Source organism: Geminicoccus roseus DSM 18922, from assembly GCF_000427665.1.
In the GTDB taxonomy this organism is placed as follows: domain Bacteria; phylum Pseudomonadota; class Alphaproteobacteria; order Geminicoccales; family Geminicoccaceae; genus Geminicoccus; species Geminicoccus roseus.
Genome location: NZ_KE386572.1, coordinates 185,881 through 205,936, shown reverse-complemented (window position 1 = coordinate 205,936; position 20,056 = coordinate 185,881). Strand labels below are relative to the sequence as shown.

The 20,056-nt window shown below is 68.5% G+C and carries 16 protein-coding genes, 1 tRNA gene and 1 pseudogene; 11 read left to right on the top strand and 7 right to left on the bottom strand.

Features of this window, described 5'->3' with window-relative positions:
* Window positions 1–227: 227 nt before the first annotated feature.
* The gene (mutS, locus tag GEMRO_RS0102345; RefSeq protein ID WP_027132729.1) at window positions 228–2,861 is read left to right on the top strand and encodes a DNA mismatch repair protein MutS; all 2,634 of its coding nucleotides are present in this window, start codon (window positions 228–230) and stop codon (window positions 2,859–2,861) included.
* Between the two features lie 11 nt (window positions 2,862–2,872).
* Window positions 2,873–3,400: an EF-hand domain-containing protein gene (locus GEMRO_RS0102340; protein WP_027132728.1), complete on the top strand. Its 528-nt coding sequence runs from the start codon at window positions 2,873–2,875 to the stop codon at window positions 3,398–3,400.
* 6 nt (window positions 3,401–3,406) lie between these two features.
* On the opposite strand, the gene GEMRO_RS0102335 is transcribed toward GEMRO_RS0102340, so the two are convergent.
* Window positions 3,407–4,741 (bottom strand): dihydroorotase, encoded by a 1,335-nt coding sequence (locus GEMRO_RS0102335; protein ID WP_027132727.1) that lies wholly within the window; start codon window positions 4,739–4,741, stop codon window positions 3,407–3,409.
* 110 nt (window positions 4,742–4,851) lie between these two features.
* On the opposite strand from GEMRO_RS0102335, the gene GEMRO_RS27055 reads away from it, so the two are divergent.
* From GEMRO_RS27055 to GEMRO_RS33225, 5 genes and pseudogenes are all read left to right on the top strand, one after another.
* Entirely contained in the window at window positions 4,852–6,045 is a 1,194-nt protein-coding gene (locus GEMRO_RS27055) for a multidrug effflux MFS transporter (protein ID WP_051328592.1), read from the top strand.
* A 227-nt stretch (window positions 6,046–6,272) separates the two neighbouring features.
* The gene (locus GEMRO_RS27050) at window positions 6,273–7,448 is read left to right on the top strand and encodes a flagellin N-terminal helical domain-containing protein (RefSeq protein WP_027135508.1); all 1,176 of its coding nucleotides are present in this window, start codon (window positions 6,273–6,275) and stop codon (window positions 7,446–7,448) included.
* Between the two features lie 177 nt (window positions 7,449–7,625).
* Window positions 7,626–9,344 carry a flagellar filament capping protein FliD gene (gene fliD, locus GEMRO_RS0102320; RefSeq protein ID WP_084506440.1) on the top strand — a complete coding sequence of 573 codons (1,719 nt, stop codon included), beginning with the start codon at window positions 7,626–7,628 and terminating at the stop codon, window positions 9,342–9,344.
* Between the two features lie 12 nt (window positions 9,345–9,356).
* Entirely contained in the window at window positions 9,357–9,788 is a 432-nt protein-coding gene (gene fliS / locus GEMRO_RS0102315; protein ID WP_027132725.1) for a flagellar export chaperone FliS, read from the top strand.
* 1,013 nt (window positions 9,789–10,801) lie between these two features.
* Window positions 10,802–11,808, top strand: a pseudogene (locus GEMRO_RS33225) (transposase).
* 105 nt (window positions 11,809–11,913) lie between these two features.
* Here the strand turns inward: GEMRO_RS33225 and rarD are convergent.
* The 5 genes from rarD to GEMRO_RS0102280 form a co-directional block, all read right to left on the bottom strand.
* Window positions 11,914–12,792, bottom strand: coding sequence for an EamA family transporter RarD (gene rarD, locus GEMRO_RS0102300; RefSeq protein WP_027132724.1), 879 nt, complete (start codon window positions 12,790–12,792; stop codon window positions 11,914–11,916).
* Window positions 12,793–12,821: 29 nt separating this feature from the next.
* Window positions 12,822–12,896 (bottom strand) — tRNA-Met (locus GEMRO_RS0102295).
* Window positions 12,897–12,994: 98 nt separating this feature from the next.
* Window positions 12,995–14,347, bottom strand: a complete 1,353-nt coding sequence (locus GEMRO_RS35605) for a sensor histidine kinase (RefSeq protein WP_027132723.1) — start codon at window positions 14,345–14,347, stop codon at window positions 12,995–12,997.
* Window positions 14,344–15,015, bottom strand: coding sequence for a response regulator transcription factor (locus tag GEMRO_RS0102285; protein ID WP_027132722.1), 672 nt, complete (start codon window positions 15,013–15,015; stop codon window positions 14,344–14,346). The genes GEMRO_RS35605 and GEMRO_RS0102285 overlap by 4 nt, the downstream gene beginning before the upstream one ends.
* Window positions 15,012–15,413: a PepSY domain-containing protein gene (locus GEMRO_RS0102280; RefSeq protein WP_157505424.1), complete on the bottom strand. Its 402-nt coding sequence runs from the start codon at window positions 15,411–15,413 to the stop codon at window positions 15,012–15,014. Before GEMRO_RS0102280 ends, GEMRO_RS0102285 begins: the two co-directional genes overlap by 4 nt.
* A gap of 127 nt (window positions 15,414–15,540) precedes the next feature.
* Here GEMRO_RS0102280 and GEMRO_RS0102275 point away from each other — a divergent pair, with 127 nt between their 5' ends.
* Together GEMRO_RS0102275 and GEMRO_RS27040 are read left to right on the top strand one after the other, a co-directional pair.
* Window positions 15,541–15,915: a hypothetical protein gene (locus tag GEMRO_RS0102275; RefSeq protein ID WP_027132720.1), complete on the top strand. Its 375-nt coding sequence runs from the start codon at window positions 15,541–15,543 to the stop codon at window positions 15,913–15,915.
* A gap of 77 nt (window positions 15,916–15,992) precedes the next feature.
* Window positions 15,993–16,937: an alpha/beta hydrolase gene (locus tag GEMRO_RS27040; protein ID WP_084506436.1), complete on the top strand. Its 945-nt coding sequence runs from the start codon at window positions 15,993–15,995 to the stop codon at window positions 16,935–16,937.
* 51 nt (window positions 16,938–16,988) lie between these two features.
* On the opposite strand, the gene GEMRO_RS0102265 is transcribed toward GEMRO_RS27040, so the two are convergent.
* Window positions 16,989–17,537 carry a putative glycolipid-binding domain-containing protein gene (locus tag GEMRO_RS0102265; RefSeq protein WP_027132719.1) on the bottom strand — a complete coding sequence of 183 codons (549 nt, stop codon included), beginning with the start codon at window positions 17,535–17,537 and terminating at the stop codon, window positions 16,989–16,991.
* A 392-nt stretch (window positions 17,538–17,929) separates the two neighbouring features.
* On the opposite strand from GEMRO_RS0102265, the gene GEMRO_RS0102260 reads away from it, so the two are divergent.
* Window positions 17,930–18,838, top strand: coding sequence for an NAD-dependent epimerase/dehydratase family protein (locus tag GEMRO_RS0102260; protein WP_027132718.1), 909 nt, complete (start codon window positions 17,930–17,932; stop codon window positions 18,836–18,838).
* Between the two features lie 326 nt (window positions 18,839–19,164).
* A complete protein-coding gene (gene yghX / locus GEMRO_RS0102255) occupies window positions 19,165–20,052 on the top strand; it encodes a YghX family hydrolase (RefSeq protein ID WP_027132717.1) in 888 nt (295 codons plus the stop codon).
* Window positions 20,053–20,056 lie beyond the last annotated feature (4 nt).

Here is a 20,056-nt window from a genome sequence, read left to right as displayed (position 1 = left end):
GATCGACTCATCAGTTTCCGTCCGAATCGCTGGTTTCCGGAACTGCAAGCCGGAAACTAGCGCTAAGCGTTGGGTTTGCAAGATCCTTTCAACCGGAGCGCAAGTGCGTCGCGCCGGTGTGGCGGCGGCGCTGGACCCGCGCCGGAGTTCCTGCCAGCTTCCGGGCCGCAAAGTGGCCGCATGCCGTGGTCGGGCATGTCGGCCGGACCAACCAGCAACAGGAGCAGATGGTGCGGGACGGCGAAGCGTCGACCCCGATGGTCGCGCAATGGCGGCGCCTGAAGGAGGCCCACCCGGAAGCCCTCCTCTTCTTCCGGATGGGCGATTTCTACGAGCTGTTCTTTGCCGATGCGGTGGCGGCGGCCCCGGCGCTGGAAGTGGCCCTCACCCGTCGCGGCAAGGATCGCGGCGAGGAGGTGCCGATGTGCGGCGTGCCGGTGCATGCGGTGGAGACCTATCTGCACCGTGCCATCCGCAAGGGCTTCAAGGTCGCCGTATGCGAGCAGATCGAGGATCCGGCCGAGGCCAGGAAGCGTGGCGGGAAGGCCCTGGTCGAGCGCGACGTGATCCGGCTGGTGACGCCCGGGACCCTAACCGAGGACGCCCTGCTCGATCCGCTGCAGCACAACTGGCTGGCTGCGGTGGCGATCGAGCGGGATCGTGCCGCGATCGCGCGGGTCGACCTGTCGACCGGCCGGTTCGAGACCGAGGCGCTGGCCAAGGACATGCTGGCGGCGGCCCTGGCCCGGCTGGCGCCGGCCGAGCTCCTGGCCCCGACCGAGCGACTCCAGGAGGCCCTGTTCGCCCGCCAGTTGCGCGAGGTGACCGACCGGGTCACACCGATCGCCCAAGTCCGCTTCGATCCTGCCGTGGGCAGACGGATCCTCACGAGCCGGTTCGGTGTCGCCGATCTGGCGCCGTTCGGCGATTTCGAGCGTGCCGAGATCGGGGCTGCCGGCGCGCTGGTGGACTATCTGGAACTCACCCAGAAATCCGGAAGCTTCCATCTGGCCGAGCCGGTCCGCATCGACGACAGCACGCTCCTGCAGATCGATCCGGCCACCCGCCGCTCCCTGGAACTGCTGCGCGGCCCGGACGGAGCGAGGTCCGGCTCGCTCCTGGGCGCCGTTGACCGCACCACCTCGGCCATTGGCGCCCGGTTGCTGGCGCGCTGGATCGCCGAGCCCGCCGCGTCGCTGGAGGTCATCCGCCCGCGGACCGACAAGGTGGCCGCGCTGGTGGAGGATGACCGGCTGCGTGCCGAACTGCGCGCGATCCTGGCCGGGATGCCCGACCCGGAGCGCCCGCTGGCGCGGCTGGCGGCCATGCGGGGCGGGCCCAGGGACCTGCTGGCGCTGGGCGATGCCGCCGAGCGCGCCGGACGGGCGGCCATCCGTCTGCAAGACGCACCGGAGTGCTTCGCCGCCCTGCGGAAGGATCTGGCTGGGCTGGAGCCGTTCGCGCGCCGCCTGCTGGACACGTTGAACGAGCCGGCCCCGTCGCGGGTCGACGACGGTGGCCTGCTGCGCCCGGGCGTGGATGCCGAATACGACCGGCTGGTCTCCATGCGCGATGCCGGGCGGGCGCATCTGGACAGCTTCGAGCGGCGCCTGAAGGAGGAGACCGGGATCGGCAACCTCAAGGTCCGCCACAACAACATGCTGGGCTGGTATGTCGAGGTGGCGGCGGCCCAGGAGGGCAGGGTGCCGGCCAGTTTCGTGCGCCGCCAGGGACTGGCCGGGGCGGTCCGCTTTACCACGCCGGAACTGCAGGCGCTGGAGCGCGCCCTGGGCGAGGCCGCCGAGGGCGCCCATGCCCGCGAGCGGACGATCTATGCGGAGCTGTGCGGCATGGCCCTGGCCGAGGCCGGGCGGCTGCGGCTGGCGGCGAGCGCCCTGGCCGAGCTGGACGTCACTGCCGGGCTGGCGCAGCTCGCCCGGGACGGCGGCTGGGTCCGGCCGGACCTTGTGGAGGAGCCGGTATTCGCCATCCGCGGCGGGCGCCATCCGGTGGTGGAGGCGGCGCTGGCGGCCACTGGCGAAGCGTTTGTCGCCAATGACTGCGATCTCGCCCCGGACCAGCGCCTCTGGCTGCTGACCGGCCCGAACATGGCCGGCAAGAGCACGTTCCTGCGCCAGAACGCGCTGATCGTCGTGCTGGCCCAGGCCGGCTCGTTCGTGCCGGCGGAGGAGGCGCGGATCGGTATCGTCGACCGGCTGTTCTCTCGGGTCGGGGCTGCCGATGACCTCGCGCGCGGCCGCTCGACCTTCATGGTCGAGATGCTGGAGACCTCGACCATCCTGGCGCGGGCCACCGAGCGCAGCCTGGTGGTCCTGGACGAGATCGGCCGCGGCACCTCGACCTGGGACGGGCTGTCGATCGCCTGGGCGGTGGTCGAGCATCTGCACGACAAGGTCCGCTGCCGCGGCCTGTTCGCCACCCACTACCACGAGCTGACCCATCTGGGGGCAAGTCTGCCGCGCCTTTCCCTGCACCGGGTCAAGGTCAAGGAATGGCAGGGCAGCATCGTGTTCCTGCACGAGATCGCGTCGGGCGTCGCCGAAAGTTCCTATGGCATCCACGTGGCGGCCCTGGCGGGCCTGCCCAAGCCGGTCCTCAAGCGTGCACGGGACGTGCTGGCCAGGCTGGAGCGCAACGAGGCCAGGGGCACCGCCGCCCGCCTGGCCGACGACCTGCCGCTCCTGGCGCTCCTGCAGGAACCGCCAGACGAGCGCGAAGAGGCGGGACCGGCGCCGGATCCGGTGCGCGATCTGCTGGATGGTGTCGATCCGGACACGCTGGCGCCCAAGGCGGCGCTCGAGCTGATCTATCGTCTCAAAGAAGCCGCCGGTTCCTGCTAATAGTCCTCACCATGATGAAAGCCCTGCTCGCCAGCATCGTTCTGCTCCTGCCGGTTCTCTCGGCACCGGTGGCTGCCGCGCCGCCCACGCCTGCGGCCTTCGACCGGTTCCTCCGCGAGACCGGGCCTGCCTGCTCGCTGGTTGCGTCCCGCGACTGCTTCGAGCGCATCTTCCGCTTCGTGGACCGCAACCGCGACGGTGCTCTCGATCGCCTGGAGATGCAGGACCTGCACGACCATGCACGGGCCTGGATGCTGGAAAACTCCGCCCAGCTGCCTGCGGTGGACCGGCAGGCGGCCGTCCTGACCATGCTGGCGATCGACTTTGTCGGGCTCGACCAGCTTTTCGTCAGCTACGACGCGGATGGGGATGGCCTGCTGACCCGGGCCGAGATTTCCGCCGACATCACCCTGGACGAGCGGCCGGTTCCGGTCCTGGTGAAGGATCCGGGAGCGGTGAACTGGGATCAACTGCTCGGGCGGCTGGGCGCGGGCGCCGCCGTCCTGAAGAACGTCCTGCCCAGAGGCAGGACGTCCTGACCAACCTCAGGCTGCCAGCGTCTCCATGAACCGGACCGGGCGTCCGACTGGCTTGCCGATCAGTTCTCCGTCCTGGGCCACGACGGCTCCGCGCAATAGGGTGGACACCGGCCGGCCGGTGATCTCCATGTCCTCATAGGGGCTCCACCCGGCACGGGAGGCCAGCCAGGAGGTGTTGATCCGCCAGCGTGCCTGCAGGTCCACCAGCACGAGGTCGGCGTCGTAGCCGCGCATGATCCGGCCCTTGCCCACCAGCTGGAAGATCCGCTGCGGCCCGTGCCCGGTCAGGTCGACCAGCCGCTCCAGCGACAGCCGCCCCTTCGCCACATGGTCGAGCATCACGGGCAACAAGGTCTGCACGCCGGTCATCCCGGACGGGCTGGAGGGATACGGCTTGTTCTTCTCCTCCAGCGTGTGCGGGGCATGGTCCGAGCCCAACACGTCCACCACGCCCTCCTGGATCGCCTTCCAAAGCGCCGCCTGATGCCGGGCGTCCCGCACCGGCGGGTTCATCTGCGCCCGTGTCCCGAGCCGCTCGTAGCAGTCCGGGGCATGCATGGTCAGGTGGTGCGGGGTGACTTCCACCGTCGCCACGTCGCGCGCCTCGGCCAGGAGTTCCATCTCCTCGGCAGAGGTGATGTGCAGGACATGGACCCGCCGCCCGCAGGTGCGGGCACCGTTCAGGAGCCGGCGGACCGCCCGAACGGCGGCCTCGACGTCCCGCCAGTGCGGATGGGAAACGGGATCGCCGGACGCCTCCGCCAGCGCCTTGCGCTCCCGCAGGCGCGGCTCGTCCTCGGCGTGCACCGCCACCCGCCTGAAACCTGCCCGCAGGACCCGCTCCAGCGAGGCATCGTCCTCGACCAGGAGCGAGCCGGTCGAGCTGCCCATGAAGATCTTGATCCCTGCACTGCCGGCAAGCCGCTCCAGTTCCGGCAGCGCCTCGATGTTCTCGGCGGTGGCGCCGACATAGAAGGCGTGGTCGCAGCGCATTCGTCCGGCTGCCCGGTCGAGCTTGTCGGCGAGGGCCGCCGCGCTGATCGTGTTGGGGTTGGTGTTCGGCATCTCGAACACGGTGGTCACGCCGCCCAGCACCGCCGCATCGCTGCCGGTGGCCAGGTCCTCCTTGTGTTCCAGGCCGGGCTCGCGGAAATGGACCTGGCTGTCGATCACGCCCGGCAGCACATGCAGCCCCTCCGCCTCCAGCACCGAGGCCGCGGGTTCCGCGTGCAGCGCCCCGATCGCGGCGATCTTTCCGGCGCGCACGCCAAGATCCGCGGCGACGATGCCGGCGGGCGTCACCAGCTTCCCGCCACGGATCACGAGGTCGAAGGGCTGCACGTCATCTCTCCTTGCACTGGCTCAAGCACCGGGCAAGCTTGCAAACTTGTGCGTCCCGCGTCCATCGGTGGTTGGGGAAGGAACGAGACGATGCTCGGGAGGAAACATAGTTGATCCGCGATGAACGGGCGTTCCTGCTCCTGCTCGTGCTGCTCACCGGGCTGGGTCCGGCAGCGCTGCAGATCTTCCTTCCTGCTCTGCCGGTCATCCGGACGGACCTCGCCACCAGCAGCGCCGCCGTGCAGCTCACCCTCTCGCTCTCGACCCTCTCCATCGCGGTCTCGATGCTGCTGTTCGGCCCGATCTCCGACCGGATCGGCCGCCGTCCCGCAGTGCTCGGTGGCCTGGCGGTGTTCTTGTTGGGAAGTGCCGGCTGCGTATTGGCCGACTCCGTCACCATCCTGGTGATCGCCCGGGTGGTCCAGGCTGCCGGCGGCGCTGCCGGCATGGTGATCGCGCGTGCGATGATCCGCGATCGTCATGCGCCCGAGGATGCCGCCTCGATGCTGGCGATCGTGACCACCGCCATGGTGGTGGCGCCGATGATCGCCCCGGTGGTGGGCGGCGGCCTCACCGACATGTTCGGCTGGCGTTCGACCTTCGCCGCGTCCGGCATCGCCGGGCTGCTGATCCTGGCGGCTGCCTTCGCAGGCCTGCCGGAGACTCATCCGCCTTCCACCGGCGCACGCCACGGACCGGGCCTGATGGCCGGCAGTGCGCGTCTGCTGGTGAACCGGGAGTTCATCGCCTACGCGCTGCAGTCGGCGTTCTCCATGGCCCTCTACTATGCGCTGCTCGGCGGCGGCGCCTATGTGGTGATGGAGGTTCTGGGCGGAACCGCCACGCATTACGCGCTCTGGTTCCTGCCGGTCGCCTTCATGTTCATGATCGGCAATCTCGTGGCCTCGCGCATCTCGCGCCGTTTCGGCATCGACCGGATGGTGCTGTGGGGGTGCATCGGCAACGTGGCGGGCACGGGCCTGTCCCTGTTCCTGATCGGGTTCGTGGCGCTGGCGCCCTGGGCGATCTTCCTGCCGGCGGCGCTGGTCGCGTTCTTCCAGGGCCTGTCGGTGCCGAACGCGCAGGCCGGCGCCCTGTCGGTCGATGCCAAGCTTGCCGGCACGGCATCTGGCTTGTCCGGGTTCCTGCAGATGGCGTTCGCGGCCTGCGCCGCGCAGTTTGTCGGGTTCTTCCAGAATGGAACGCCCTGGCCGATGGTTCTGACGATGTTCGCCTGCGCCGTGTTCTCCTTCCTGGCCTTCATGCCCCGCTTGGCCCCCCGCCCGGCAATTCCTGCCGGGTAGGTTGTGCCGGGTGGGCAGGAACTGCCGGGTGGCGGGGCCGGCCCTGGGCCGCCTTTGGCCGGGCTGGCGCCGGTCTCGGCCGGGCGGCGGGGCTCTGGCACGGCGTGTGCTTGAAGGATCGGGGCCGGCCGGGGAGGGATCCTCGGTTTGGCGGGTCCGGCAGGTAGCCGGGCCTGGGCTCCCGGGAGGTCCGGGAGGCTCGCTTCAGGTAGAAGGAGTTTCGCTCGATGGTCCTGACCGCCACCACCAATGTCTCGGCCAACACCGCGCTGCGCTATCTGTCGCAGAACTCGGCGGCCGCCTCCTCCTCGCTGGCCAAGCTGTCCAGCGGCTCGCGGATCGTGAAGGGCTCCGACGACGCCGCCTCGCTGGCGGTGGGCACAAGGCTGAAGGCCGACGTCACCGCGCTCAAGCAGGCCGCCTCCAACACCGCGCAGGGCCAGAGCCTCCTGCAGGTCGCCGACGGCGGCATGTCCAAGGTCGCCGACATCCTGCAGCGGATGAAGGCGCTCGCGGTGCAGTCGCAGTCCGGCTCGCTCACCGACAACGAGCGGCAGTTCCTCAACCAGGAATACAGCCAGCTCAACACCCAGGTCGGCGACATCGCCAGCCAGACCAAGTTCAACGGCGCCCAGCTGCTCAACGGCTCGGCCGGCAAGACCCTGACCGTGTCGACCAGCGGCGCGTTCGCCAAGTTCGAGGGCGACGGCGACCTCAACGCCAACTTCCGCGGGGTGACCCTCAACCTCAACGGTGCCGCCACCGGCAATGTCAGCTTCGCCTATGTCGGCGCCGACAGCGCCACCGGCACCCATGCCACCGACGCCACGATCGGCACCTTCACGCTCACCTACGGCAACGTCACCGACACCATCCAGCTGGAGTTCGCCACCGACCAGCGGGTGGTCGAGGGCCAGCTGAACTTCCGCAACGCCGGGGTGTCGATCTCCCTGTCCAACTTCGACTTCTCCACCGAGCTGACCGCGGAGAGCTTCACCGTGGGCGGCGGCGGCGATCTGACCTTCCAGGTCGGTGCGCAGTCGGCCGACACGGTGGTGGTCAACATCGACGACATGACCACCACGGCGCTGGGCACCGCCGGCACCGACATCTCGACCTCGGCGGGGGCGGTCACCGCCGGCGACGCGATCGACCAGGCGATCGCCCAGGTCAACGGCTCCCGGGCCGAGCTTGGGGCGATGATGTCGCGCTTCGAGTTCTCCGCCGCCAACCTCGCCACCTCGATCGAGAACCTGGACGCCGCCCGCTCCACCCTGATGGACGTCGACATGGCCGCCGAGATGAGCCGGTTCACCTCGGCCAACATCCTCACCCAGGCCAGCGTCTCCATGCTCGCCCAGGCCAACCAGATGCCCCAGACCATGCTCCAGCTCCTGCGCTGAGCCAAAGCGCCGGCCCCGCCCCCGCCGCCCCTGGCTAAGCGGCGGGGGCGGATGGCCGGAGAGATTGTCAGGCGCCGGCGCGATTTTCCGCTCCAGGTAAAGGAAAAATACACCTCTGGGGCGTCATGATCTGCGGGCGGTTGGGACGAAGCCCGCCGGGACCCAGCGAGAAGACCGATGGCAACCAGCAGCAGCATGAGTTTCGGCAGCGTCGCCACGACGGGGGGGGCGCCCCGCCTCTCGGGCACGAACTCCAACCTCGATATCGACGGAATGATCAAGTCGCTGGTGGAGGTGAAAAAGCTTCCTGCGGTGCGGCTGGAATCCCGGATCGCGGGCAACGATGCCAAGGTGGCTGCGCTGACGGAACTCCGCTCGATCCTCAACGATATCCGCAGCGCGGTCGCCGGGCTGCGCAACCCGCCAGGCGCGCTGGGTATCGGCGACAATCTGTTCGAGAAGAAGGACGCTTATCTGTCGGCCGACACGGCGGTCGCTCCTGCGTCGCTTGTGGGCGTGGCCGCATCCAACCAGGCGCAGGCCGGCAGCTTCCAGCTCGTCGTCGAGCAACTCGCGACGGCCCAGAAACTCTCCAGCAGCAGCGTGGATTCCCTCGGCCAGAAGCTCCAGGACAAGGTCGGTCCGTTCGCGGGCACGCTCGTGCTGGGACTCTTGGGTGGCGACAGTGCGGAGATTGCGGTCGACGGAAGCATGACCATCCAGGACGTGCGCAACGCGATCAACGGCCGGAGCGCCACCACCGGCGTGAGTGCCACCGTGCTCCAGGTCGGCAACGGGGATGTGCGCCTGATCCTGACGGCCCAGCAGACCGGCAAGGCCATCACGATGGACAATGGCGCTACCGGCGACGACGTCTTGGCATCGCTGGGGCTTTCCGCCGATGGCGGTACAACCGTGCAAAACCCGATCCAGGCGGCGCGGCCGGCGCGGTTCACCATCGACGGGGTACCCATCGAGCGTTCGTCCAACAAGGTGGAAGATGCGCTCCAGGGAGTGACCCTCAACTTCTTCAAGAGCGAGCCCGGCACCAAGGTCACCATCGAGATCGAGCGCTCGCTCGGCGCTGTCCAGGAGAAGATCACCGGTCTGGTGGATGCCTACAACGCCTTCCGGGACTTCCTGGAGCAGCAGGGCAAGGTCGGCGCCGACGGCACGGTGTCGCCCGACAGCCCCCTGTTCGGCAGCAGCTTCCTGCGCGACGTGCAGCTCCAGGTCTCGTCGATCATGGGAGGCGCTGTCACCGGGGCCAACGGCGGCAGCCTGCGCGAACTCGGCATCACCCTGGATGCCGGCAACCGGATGCGGGTCGATGCCAGCCAGCTCGACAACGCGCTCCTAACGAAGCTGGACCGGGTGCGCGACATCTTCGAGTACCGCTTCGAGAGCGATTCGGCCGATCTCAGCCTCTATGCTCGCAAGGGCACGCTGCAGGACACCGCCTTCCGCCTGGATATCGTGGATGCCGACGCGGACGGGCAGATCGAGAGCGCCGCGATCGACGGGATCGGGGTGGACGTGTCGGGAAAGGTGATCAAGGGACGGGAGGGCACCCCCTATGCCGGGCTCTCCTTCATCTGGACCGGCAGCGGCAGCACCTCGATCAACGCCACCGCGAGCCAGGGGATCGCCGACAAAGCCTATGACGAGATCACCTCGCTCCTGGACGAGACCGAGGGGCGGCTGAGCGTCGAGATCGGCCAGATCGAGGAGGGCAGCAGCAGGGCCCGCGAGGAGATCGACCGGATCGCCGAGCGGGCGGACCGCTACCGCGACCAGCTGATCACCAGGTTCAGCGCGCTCGAGACGGCGCTCGGCCAGGCGCAGGCCATGCTCCAGCAGATCAAGGCGGCGTTCGGCCAGAGCCAGGACAAGTGAGGATTTTCTCGGATGATGCCGCAACCCCACCACCACCGTGCGGTATCTGCCTACGGGCAGGCCACCGAGACGGTCCCGGCCGCCCGGCAGATCGTGATGCTGTATGACGGGATGATCCGGAGGATCGACGAGGCGCGGCTGGCCTGCCTGGACGGGCGCATCGAGGATCGCTGGCAGGCGACCCAGAAGGCGGCGCGGATCTGCGACGCGCTGCATGCCAGCCTCGACCATGACCAGGGCGGCAGCGTCGCGGCCTCGCTCGCGCAGTGGTACGTCATGATCGGCATGAAGATTCAGCAGATCAACGTCAGCAACGACCCGAGCGAGTGCAGCGAGGTGATCAGGCTGATGCGGGAAGTTCGGGCCAGCTGGGAGCAGATCATCACCGGAACTCCTTCGCCACCGGCGACCATGCCCGTCGCCGGACCGGGACTGCGCATCTGAGCCGCTGCCGGAAGGCCATGGCCGTTCAGGAAACGGCCGGCGGGCCGGGTGCCCAGCCTCCGGTTCCCGTCTCGCCGGAAAGAGGAGCCGTTCTGGGGTGTGACCGTCCGGAGCCCCCCGGCGGACCTGATCCTGGACGGCTGACTGAAGAGCCGGGACCGGCATGGCAGCCGGGAGAAGGCAACGTGCCGCAAGCGGCCTGGGTTGGAGATTGGCTTACGGTTTGGACTGGCCGGGCAATGGCGACGTCCCCGGCGGAGGAGGCTGCCATGGCTCGCGGACCAAGGGCGATTGCCCTTGAACCGACGTCGACGGAGCGTTGCGCGGTGGAGAACCTGGTCCGGCGTCCCAAGGTGGGACAGGCGCTGGCCCAGCATGCTCGTGGGGGACTCGCTCGTGCTGAGCCTGACGCGGCCGATCTTGGGGTGCCCAGGATGCGGGCGTGAGCCGACCGGCGGAACGGGCTGTCAGCAAAAAGCCCTGCCTTGGCCGACCGCCAGCTGCGCGGCTTTAAGGGCTGAAGGCTCGAGCCGGGCCGCAACCCGACCCTGTGGTCGTTCGCTGCTCTCCAGCCGGTCCACCTTGCCACGGCCATGATCTGGCTTCGCTGAATGGCGATCCGGCCTGAGGAATAGGATACGCCTTGCCATCGCCTGCTTGCGTCCGGCTGGTCCTATACAATCAATTCCGACCGTCTTTGCATTTCCTGCCGGGCCAGGATCCAGTCGGCACAGGCTGCACCGCGGCATTCTCAGGCCGATCGATGCGCCACCTCGATGTTCCGGCTGCACGTGGAACCGGGGCAGGCGGGAATGGCGGGCGAAGCTGCCGACGTTCCGTTGCGCAGGATGGCCTTCGCCCGTTTCGCCATTAGGATCGTGACCCCTGGTGCTGTGGAGTAGGAGCATCGTCGGGCTCCAGCAGCCGGGGGCACCGCACCGGCTAGAGCATTTTAGGTTTGTACGATTGCGGGTTTCGCTGGAGCTTCCTCGGTCTGAGTGAAGGCGGCAGCGATGGCGGCACCTTTGTCCCAGGATCTGCGTCGGCGGCTGGTGCAGGTGATTGAAGCCGGTAGTTTGGCTCGTCAGGCAGCGGCTCGTTTTGCGGTGAGTTCGACGGCGGTGCACCGGCTGATGCGGCGAGTGCGGGCGACTGGAAGCACCCAGCCGGCCAAGATTGGCGGCTACCGCAAGCCTCTGCTGGCTGGGCACGAGGAGTTGTTGGGTGCCTTGGTGGCCGGCCACAAAGGCATCGCTCGGGCAAAGATCCAAGCCGAGTTGGCCGGTCGCGGCATCGAGGCCGGCTCTTTGACGACCATCTGGTCGACCCTGCGCCGGCTCGGGCCGCCGCATAAAAAAGGACGTTGAGGGCGACGGAACAGGATCGGCCGGACGTGGCCAGGCGCTGCCAACGCTAGCGTGGCTGGCAACCCTGATGGATCCTGCCAGCTTCGTGTTCTTGGATGAGACCACTGTCAGCACCAACATGGTCAGTCATTACGGCTGGTGGCCGAAGGGCCGGCGCCTGATCGATGCCGCTCCACACGGTCATTGACACGTCACCACCTCGCTTGCCGGGCTGCGCTCCAGCGGCATCGTCGCTCCGCTCGTCCTGGACGGGCCGATGACCGGCAGGGCCTTCCATGCCTATGTCCAGCAGTTCCTGGTGCCGACGCTGTTCCCAGGAGACGTGGTGGTGCCTCCGCGTGCTCCTGCACGCGTCCCTTGCAGGGATCGGATGACGCGCCTGCTGGCGCTTCATGGACAACCTGGCCGCGCACAAGGTGGCAGGCATTCGAGAAGCGGTTGCCGCGGCCGGCGCCAGCCTCCTCTACCTGCCACCCTGCTCGCCCGACCTCAATCCGATCGAGCAGGCCGTCGCCAAGCTCAAGACGCTCCTGCGTCAGGCCGCTGCCCGAAACCGCGAGACCCTCTGGAGCACCATCGGGCAGTTGCTCGACGACTTCAGCCCAACCGAGTGGGCCAACTATCTTCGGAATGCTGGCTATGCAGCTGACTAAAACTGAGATGCTCTAGATCAAGGACAGGGCTCAATGCGCGAACAGGAGGAAGACAGGCGGACCCGCGGCGCGGATTCAACATCCCGCCAAGGGCTACCTGACCGGTCAGGTGGCGCGGCTGGCCTTGAACGTGTCGACGCTGTAGATCGCCAGCGCCACCCAGATTGCCATGAAGCCGAGGAGGCGGCCGAGATCGACCGGCTCCTGGAAGGCCAGGGCGCCCACGAAGAACAGCATGGTGGGGGCGATGTACTGCAGCATGCCGAGGGTGGTAAGCGGCAGGCGCTTGGCCGCCACGTTGAACAGCCAGAGCGGCCCGATCGTGAAGAAGCCGGCCAGAATCAGGAGGATGTCGGTGGCGCGGTCGACATGGCCGAAAGCGATGCCGGTGTCGCTGTGGATCCAGCCCAGCAGCGCCAGCGCCAGCGGCGTCGCGAACAGGCATTCCAGGAACAGGCCGGCCAGGGGGCCCACCGGGAGCCGCTTGCGCACCATGCCGTAGATCGAGAAGGTGATCCCCAGGAACAGGGCGATCTTCGGCACCACGCCCGCGTGCAGGATCATCCAGAGCACGCCGCAGGCGGCGATCGCGACCGCCAGCCACTGCAAGGGCCGCAGCCGCTCGCGCAGGACCAGAAGAGCAAGGAGAACGAAGGTGAGGGGTGACAGGAAGTAGCCGAGGCTCGCCTCCAGCACGTGCCCGCTCTGCACGGCCAGCACGTAGACCAGCCAGTTGCTCGAGATGATCATGGCCGAGACGACCATCCCGCCGAGCAGCCTCGGGGTGCGGAACACCCGGACGACGTCGCTCCAGGCATCGCCCAAGGGCAGGAACAGCGCCAGGGTCAGCAGCGACCAGACGATGCGGTGCGCCAGAACCTCAGGGGTCGCCACATGGCCCAGGGCCTTGAAGTAGAAGGGATAGAGGCCCCAGAGCGTATAGGCCGAGAGTCCCGCCAGGAACCCGGTGCGATCGTTCTTCAAGGCGCATGTCCGGGATCAGCGGGGGAGGATGGTAGCGGCGGAGGGATTTGAACCCCCGACCCAAGGCTTATGAGTCCTTTGCTCTACCACTGAGCTACGCCGCCACACGGGCGTCGAGGTAGGAGCCGCGCGCGCGCCTGTCAAGCGTTCCGGACATCTGTCAGCCGGGCTGGGTATGCCTGGCGGCACTCCTGCATCCTGGTCAGGCGGTTCTTCCGGGCAGCAGCACGGTCGCGGCGAGGCCGCCGCCCGCGGCCCGGCCAAGCTCGATCCGGCCCCCATAGACCGCGGCCAGCTCACCGACGATCGACAGGCCCAATCCGTCGCCGGGGGTGATCTCGTCCAGCCGGGCGCCACGCACCAGGGCCCGGGCGGTGTCCTCGTCGCTCAGGCCCGGCCCGTCGTCGGCAACCGTGAGCAGCAGCCGCCCCGCCCGTATCGCACCTGTCACCGCAATCGAGCTGGCGGCCCATTTCACCGCGTTCTCCAGGAGGTTGCCCAGGATCTCCTCCAGGTCCTCGCGCGCGCCGCCGAACACCAGCTCCGCCGGCACGTCCTGGTGCAGGGTCAGGCTGCGGCGCTCCGCCAGGGGCCGCAGGACCTGGACCAGCCCGGCCACCACCGGCGCCACCGCCACCTCCTGGCCGGTGCGCGCCCTGGCATGGGCGCGGGCGGCAGCCAGGCGCTGGTCGATCCGCCGCTGCATGCGCTGGACCTGGGCCTGCAGCCGCAGGCCGAGGTCCGGCTGGTCGGCCTGGCTCAGGGCCTCCGCCTCGTGTCCCAGAATGGTCAGGGGCGTCTTCAGGCCGTGCGCCAGATCGGCCGCGTCCTTCTGGGCGCGCTCGACCATGGCGCGGTTGTCGGCGAGCAGGCCGTTGAGCTCCTCGACCAGGGGCGCCACCTCGGCGGGCACGTCCGTCGCGAGCCGCTCCGCCTGGCGCTTGCGGATGCGGGCGACCGCGCGGCCGAGCCGGTCGAGCGGCAGCAGCCCGATGCTGGTGGTCAGCCAGGCGGCTGCGATCAGCAAGAAGGCCAGGATCGCGAGGCTGGTGACCAGGAAGCGGGTGAAGGTGGCGACATCCTCGACGATCGGGCCGATGCTGCCGGCGATTGCCAGGCGAGCATTGCCCTCCACGTCGAAGAAGCGGACCGTGCGTTCCACCACCCGGACCGGTCCGGCTCCATCGGCGGTGAGGGCATAGCTGGCGACCCCGGCTTCGGGCGCCGGCTCGTCCGGCAGGCTGATCTCGCTGTCCCAGAGCGAACGCGAGCGGGTCACCCGGCCTTCCCGGTCGACCAGCACGAAGTACAGGCCCGAGAACGGAGTGTCGAAGCGCGGGTCGCTGAGCGGGCTGCTCAGCACGAGCCGGCCATCCTGCGTCGACGACACCCGTCCGGTGAGCTGGTCCAGGTGGCGGACCAACTCGTCCTCCAGCCGCCGCTCCGCCAGATCACGGAAGAGCCACTGCAGCGCGAGCCCGGCGACCAGCAGCGCCAGCACGATCCACAAGGCCGATCCCGCGATCAGGCGCAGCCTGAGCGAGCGGCGCATCATCCGGCCGGTCCTTCCGCCTCGATCAGGTAGCCCAGGCCCCGCCGGGTACGGATCCTGTCCTCGCCGATCTTGCGGCGCAGCCGGCCGACCAGCACCTCCAGCGTGTTGGATTCCCGCTCCTCATGCTCGGCGTAGAGCTGGCCGGCCAGTTCCTGCCGGCTCAGCACCCGCCCGGCATTCTGCATCAGCAGATGGAGCAGCCGCCATTCCGAGGCGGTGAGCGCCACCGGAGCGCCATCCACCGCAGCCGTGCGGGCGCGGGTATCCAGCTCGATGCCGCGGACGCTCAGGATCGGCTGGAAATGGCCATGGGCGCGGCGGACCAGGGCGCGGACCCGGGCCACCAGTTCCTCGACCCGGAACGGCTTGCCCAAGTAATCGTCGGCGCCGGCGTCGATGCCTTCGACCCGCTCGGTCCAGCTCGCCCGGGCGCTCACGATCAGCACCGGCGTCGCCCGGCCGGCGGCCCGCAGGCGGCGCAGCAGCGACAGCCCGTCCAGCACCGGCAGGCCCAGATCGAGCACGATCGCGGCGAACTCCTCCTCGGTGGCGCGGAACAGCGCGTCCTCGCCGTCCATGGCGCGCTCCGGCACGAAGCCGGCCCGGGCCAGGGCCGGCAGGATCCGTCCGGCGATCGCCTCCTCGTCCTCGATGACCAGGACCTTCACCGCTGCTGCTCCCTGCCGTCCCGGCCGACCACCGCCCCGCTCTGCGCATCCGCCCAGACCCGCACCAGGGTGCCATCGCCGCGCAGCAGCTGGAACTGGTAGAGCCAGCGCCCGCTCCGCTGGACGATGTCGGTGCCGACCACCTGGCCCTGCAGGTCCGGTCCCAGGCGCCGGATCACCTCCCACATCGGCAGGATGTCGCCGGCGCGCCTGGCGCTGCCGACATCCTCACGGTCGAAAGGGTTGTCGCTGCCATGCCCGTCGAGCGCCCGGTCGGCCGCCCTTGGGGTGGCGGCAAAGCCCTGGAGCAGATCGCTTGCCTGGACCGGCAGCGGCGTCACGGCGGCGGCCAGCGTGACGGCAAGGCTGAGCAATGGCCGGATGGTCCCCTGGAGCATGCAGCCACCTTATGCCGGGACATAGCTGAATGCAGCCTGACAACGCCGTTCAGAACCCGGTCAGTTCGGGAATGCTAGAACCTCTCTTCAGGCTACCGGCTCGCCCAGCCGGATCGAGGGGGTACAGATGAACGCCATCATGCGGATCGGCCTGATGGTCCTGGCCATCCTGGTCGCGATCCCAGCGGCAGCGGACGGACGGGAACGTCATCACGACCGGGGACGGGGGAACCCTCATGTCGAGCGGGAGCACCGCCGGCATTGGGAAAGTCGCCCCCGGTTCCATGAGCGCCACTGGCGGCACCATGACTATCCGACCTTCAGGGGCCGCGGGCGGGAGCGGGGACACTGGTGGCACCGTGACCGGCGGCACGGCCGGGGCCATCACGGCTACCATCGGTGGCACGACCGCGGCCACCACCACGGCTACCACCGGCATCGCCGGCCAGGCCTGTTCTTCGGCGCCCCGTTCGGGCGGTTCTATTTCCGGATGGTCGACTGAGGCCGGCGCGACCCGATTGCCGATGCCGGCGGGCCGTGCCAGCTTCCCGCCGGTTCAGTGCAAAGGGGGAGGCGGGAATGGCAGCGCAGCCAACAACGGAGATGGCGGCGATCCTGAAGCAGGTCGCCGAGGAGGGGCTGCCGCCCTGGGAGAACTATCCGCATGCGGAAGCGCGCCGCCTTTCGGTGGAGCGCAACGCCTACTGGAACGAGGGCAACCCCGAGGTCGCGCGGGTAGAGGACTTCCTCCTGGACACGAGCCCGCGTCGTGTCCCTGTCCGGCTCTACGTGCCCGAGGGCGCCGGCGACAACGGCCCGGCGATCATTTATCTGCATGGCGGCGGCTGGGTCATCTGCTCGCTCGACACGCATGACGGCGTCTGCCGCCGGCTAGCCAATGCCAGCGGCCTGCGGGTGATCAGCGTCGACTACGCGATGGCGCCGGAGCATCCGTTCCCGGCTCCCCTCGACGATTGCGTGGCCGCGGTCCGAGCGATCCATGCCGATGCCTGGAGGTTCGGGGCCGACCCGGACCGGCTTGCGGTGGCGGGCGACAGTGCCGGGGCCAACCTCGCCCTGGCGACCCTGCTCCGGCTGCGCGACGAGGGGGGCGTGAAGCTGCGCGCAGGCGCGCTGATCTATGGTGTCTATGCCGACGACCACACCACCCAGTCGCACCGGGAATGGGGAGGAGGGGACTATCTCCTGTCGACCGCGACGATGGACTGGTTCTGGGATGCCTATGTGCCGGATCGCGCCCGACGCCGCGACCCCTACGCCGCCCCGCTGCATGCCCAGGACCTGACGCACCTGCCGCCGCTCTATCTCTCGGCGGCCGAACTCGATCCGTTGAAGGACGACACGGTGCAGATCGTCCCCAAGCTGCAGGCGGGGGGCGTCGACGTCACCTACAGCCTGTGGGAGGGCGTCACCCATGCCTGCGTGATGTTCAGCCGGATGCTGCCGGATGCGGACCGGCAGATCGAGGAGATCGCGGCCTTCCTCAAGGCAAAGCTCGCCTGACGGAGACATCGGCGGGAACCGCGGGCTGGCTGCGGTGCGGCCCGGCCTTCGTCACAGGATCCGGCGGAACAGGCCTGGGTAGGTGATCACCAGACCGTCCGCGTCAATCTCCAGGTCGCGGCTGAAGTCGGAATCCCGCGACTCGTAGCGCCAGCGCCGGCCAGGCTGCAGGCAGGTGTAGCGCTGCGGGTCGCGATGAACGGCAAGATCGGGAAACGAGACCCAGGCGGTCAGGATGTCGGCACCGGCGGTGTCGCCGATCCGGCGGATGGGCAGGGTGTTGGTGAACGGCGTGATCGACAGGTCCGGGTCGATGGCGCCGTCCAGTTCCGGGAGCGGGTGGCCGCCTGCGTCCTGCCAGTGGCCGACGCCATCGGCGAGCAGCACGCGCCGGCCGGCTCCGCCCACTGTCTCGACCTCCAGCCGCCTGGTGCGCCAGCATCCGTCGCAGCTGATCCGGTAGCGAGCGGCGAATCCGTCGGCGTCGGCGGCGACATAGACGCCTTCGGCGTCGATGCCGTCCGGCCCGATCGAGACGACCAGATGCTCCACCGAGCGGCCGTTCCAGTCTTTCCAGCGGGCCACAAGCTTGCGAACCATCCCGCGTCCTCGTCGAGCTTGTCGGGCGAACACCCGGCGCCGGCAAGGGGGTAGCGAGCGCCTTGCACGGATCAGAACCTGCGAGACCACCTATCGGCAAGGCCGTTGGTCAGGCTGCCGGGTCGATCGCCTGATCACTTGAAGCCTGATGGCCGCAGGCTGCCCGTACAACGCATGGCCATGGTGAATGTGGCCCGATCGGCAGGCCGTTCCGCAATCAACGCGGAAGCGCCGCGGGATCACGCCAACGGTTGCCAACCTCACCGACGCAACCAATCTCGACGCCTGCTCACTGTCGCTCCCGGTACTGCCGCCGAGCGGCGGTGCTGGCCGCATCGGCGGGCGCCCGTTCCGGACGCCGGCAGCGAGACCAATCAGGGAAATCGATCCAGATGACCAAGCGCATCCTCTTCACCGGCGGGACCGGCAAGACCGGCCGCCACATGATCCCGTGGCTGGTCGAGCGCGGCTACCGTGTGCTGAACTTCGACCTGAAGCCGTTCGACCACCCGCAGGTCCCGACCCTGGTCGGCGACATCACCGAGGAAGGCCAGGTCTTCAACGCGATGACCACCCATTTCAGCTTCGAGGGCTTCGAGGATGGAAGTCCGGCAGCGCCGGTGGATGCGGTGGTGCATTTCGCCGCGGTGCCGCGGGTGCTGATCAACCCGGACAACGAGACCTACCGGGTCAACGTCATGGGGACCTACAACGTCATCGAAGCGGCGATGAAGCTCGGCATCCGCAAGGTGGTGGTCGCATCCAGCGAGACGACCTATGGCGTGTGCTTTGCGGAAGGGGAGAAGGACTTCAAGCAGTTCCCGCTCGAGGAGGACTATGACGTCGACCCGATGGACAGCTACGGCCTGTCCAAGGTCGTGAACGAGCAGACCGCGCGCGCCTTCGCCCAGCGCTTCAAGGCCGACATCTACGCGCTGCGCATCGGCAACGTCATCGAGCCGCACGAGTATGACCGCTTCCCGGGCTTCGTCGCCGACCCGGCCTCGCGCAAGCGCAATGCCTGGAGCTATATCGACGCTCGTGATCTTGCCCAGATCGTCCACCGCTGCCTGGAGAAGGACGGGCTGGGCTTCCAGGTGTTCAACGCGGTGAACGACACCATCACCGCCGACCTGCCGACTCCTGAGTTCCTGGCCAAGTGGTGCCCGGACACGCCGATCACCCGGCCCATGGGCGAGCGCGAGGCGCCTTTGTCCAACCGGAAGATCCGCGAGGTCCTGGGCTTCCGCGAGGAGCATGAGTGGCGGAGCGAGGTTAGCCGGATGAGTTCGGGAAGCTAAAGCCTGGCGACAGCCTGAACCCGTCTTGTCATGGCCCAGCTGGCGTCGGCCTGTCCGCCGCCAGCTGGCGATGCTGCCGAAGGAAGGTGTCTTGCCGGCTCGCGGGTGAGCAGGCCACAGGCGGACGGACGCTGATCCGGCCCTTGCGATCAAGCGGGCGTTGATGAAGATTGGATCGATGTGGTTTCGCCCGGTACCACTGTCACATGGTCGGGTGCATGACGTGCTACGACCGCACCAGGTCGATGCCCAGCAGTATGGATAGACCTGCGTCGATTGCTCCAGGGCATGTATCGGTGCTGCCCGAACCGATGGAAGGTGAGCTGATGGCCCGTCTCAGTGCCAAGGATTTTCCGCAGGAACTGCTCGAACTCTACGACTATTATGCGCATGGAAGGATCACCAAGCGCGAGTTCCTCGATCGCGCCGGCACGTTCGCGGTGGGCGGCATGACCGCAGCCGCGATTCTGGCCTCGATGAGCCCAGACTACGCGCTTGCGCAGCAGGTGGAGTTCACCGATCCGGACATCACTCCCGAATACATCACTTATCCCTCGCCGGAGGGGCACGGCGAGGTGCGCGCCTATCTGGTCCGTCCGGCTGGCGCCACCGGCCCGGTTCCCGGCGTGGTCGTCGTCCACGAGAATCGCGGGCTCAACCCCTATATCGAGGACGTGGCCCGGCGCGTCGCCAAGGCCGGCTTCGTGGCGCTGGCGCCCGATGGCCTCACCTCGGTCGGCGGCTATCCGGGCAACGACGAGAAGGGCCGGGAACTCCAGAGCCAGGTCGACCCACAGAAGCTGATGAACGACTTCTTCGCCGCGGTCGAGTTCCTGATGCAGCACGATGCCACCACCGACAAGGTCGGCATCACCGGCTTCTGCTATGGCGGCGGCGTCGCCAATGCCGCAGCGGTTGCCTTTCCGGAACTCGGGGCGGCCGTGCCGTTCTACGGGCGGCAGCCGCCATCCGAGGACGTGCCGCGCATCGAGGCGCCCCTGCTGCTCCACTATGCGGAGCTGGACACCCGCATCAACGAGGGCTGGCCTGCCTACGAGGCGGCCCTCGAGGAGCATGGCAAGACCTACGAGGCCTACATCTATCCAGGCGTCAACCACGGCTTCCACAACGACTCCACCCCCCGGTACGACGAGGCGGCGGCCAAGCTCGCCTGGGACCGCACGATTGCCTGGTTCCAGCGCTACCTGGCCTAGGCCG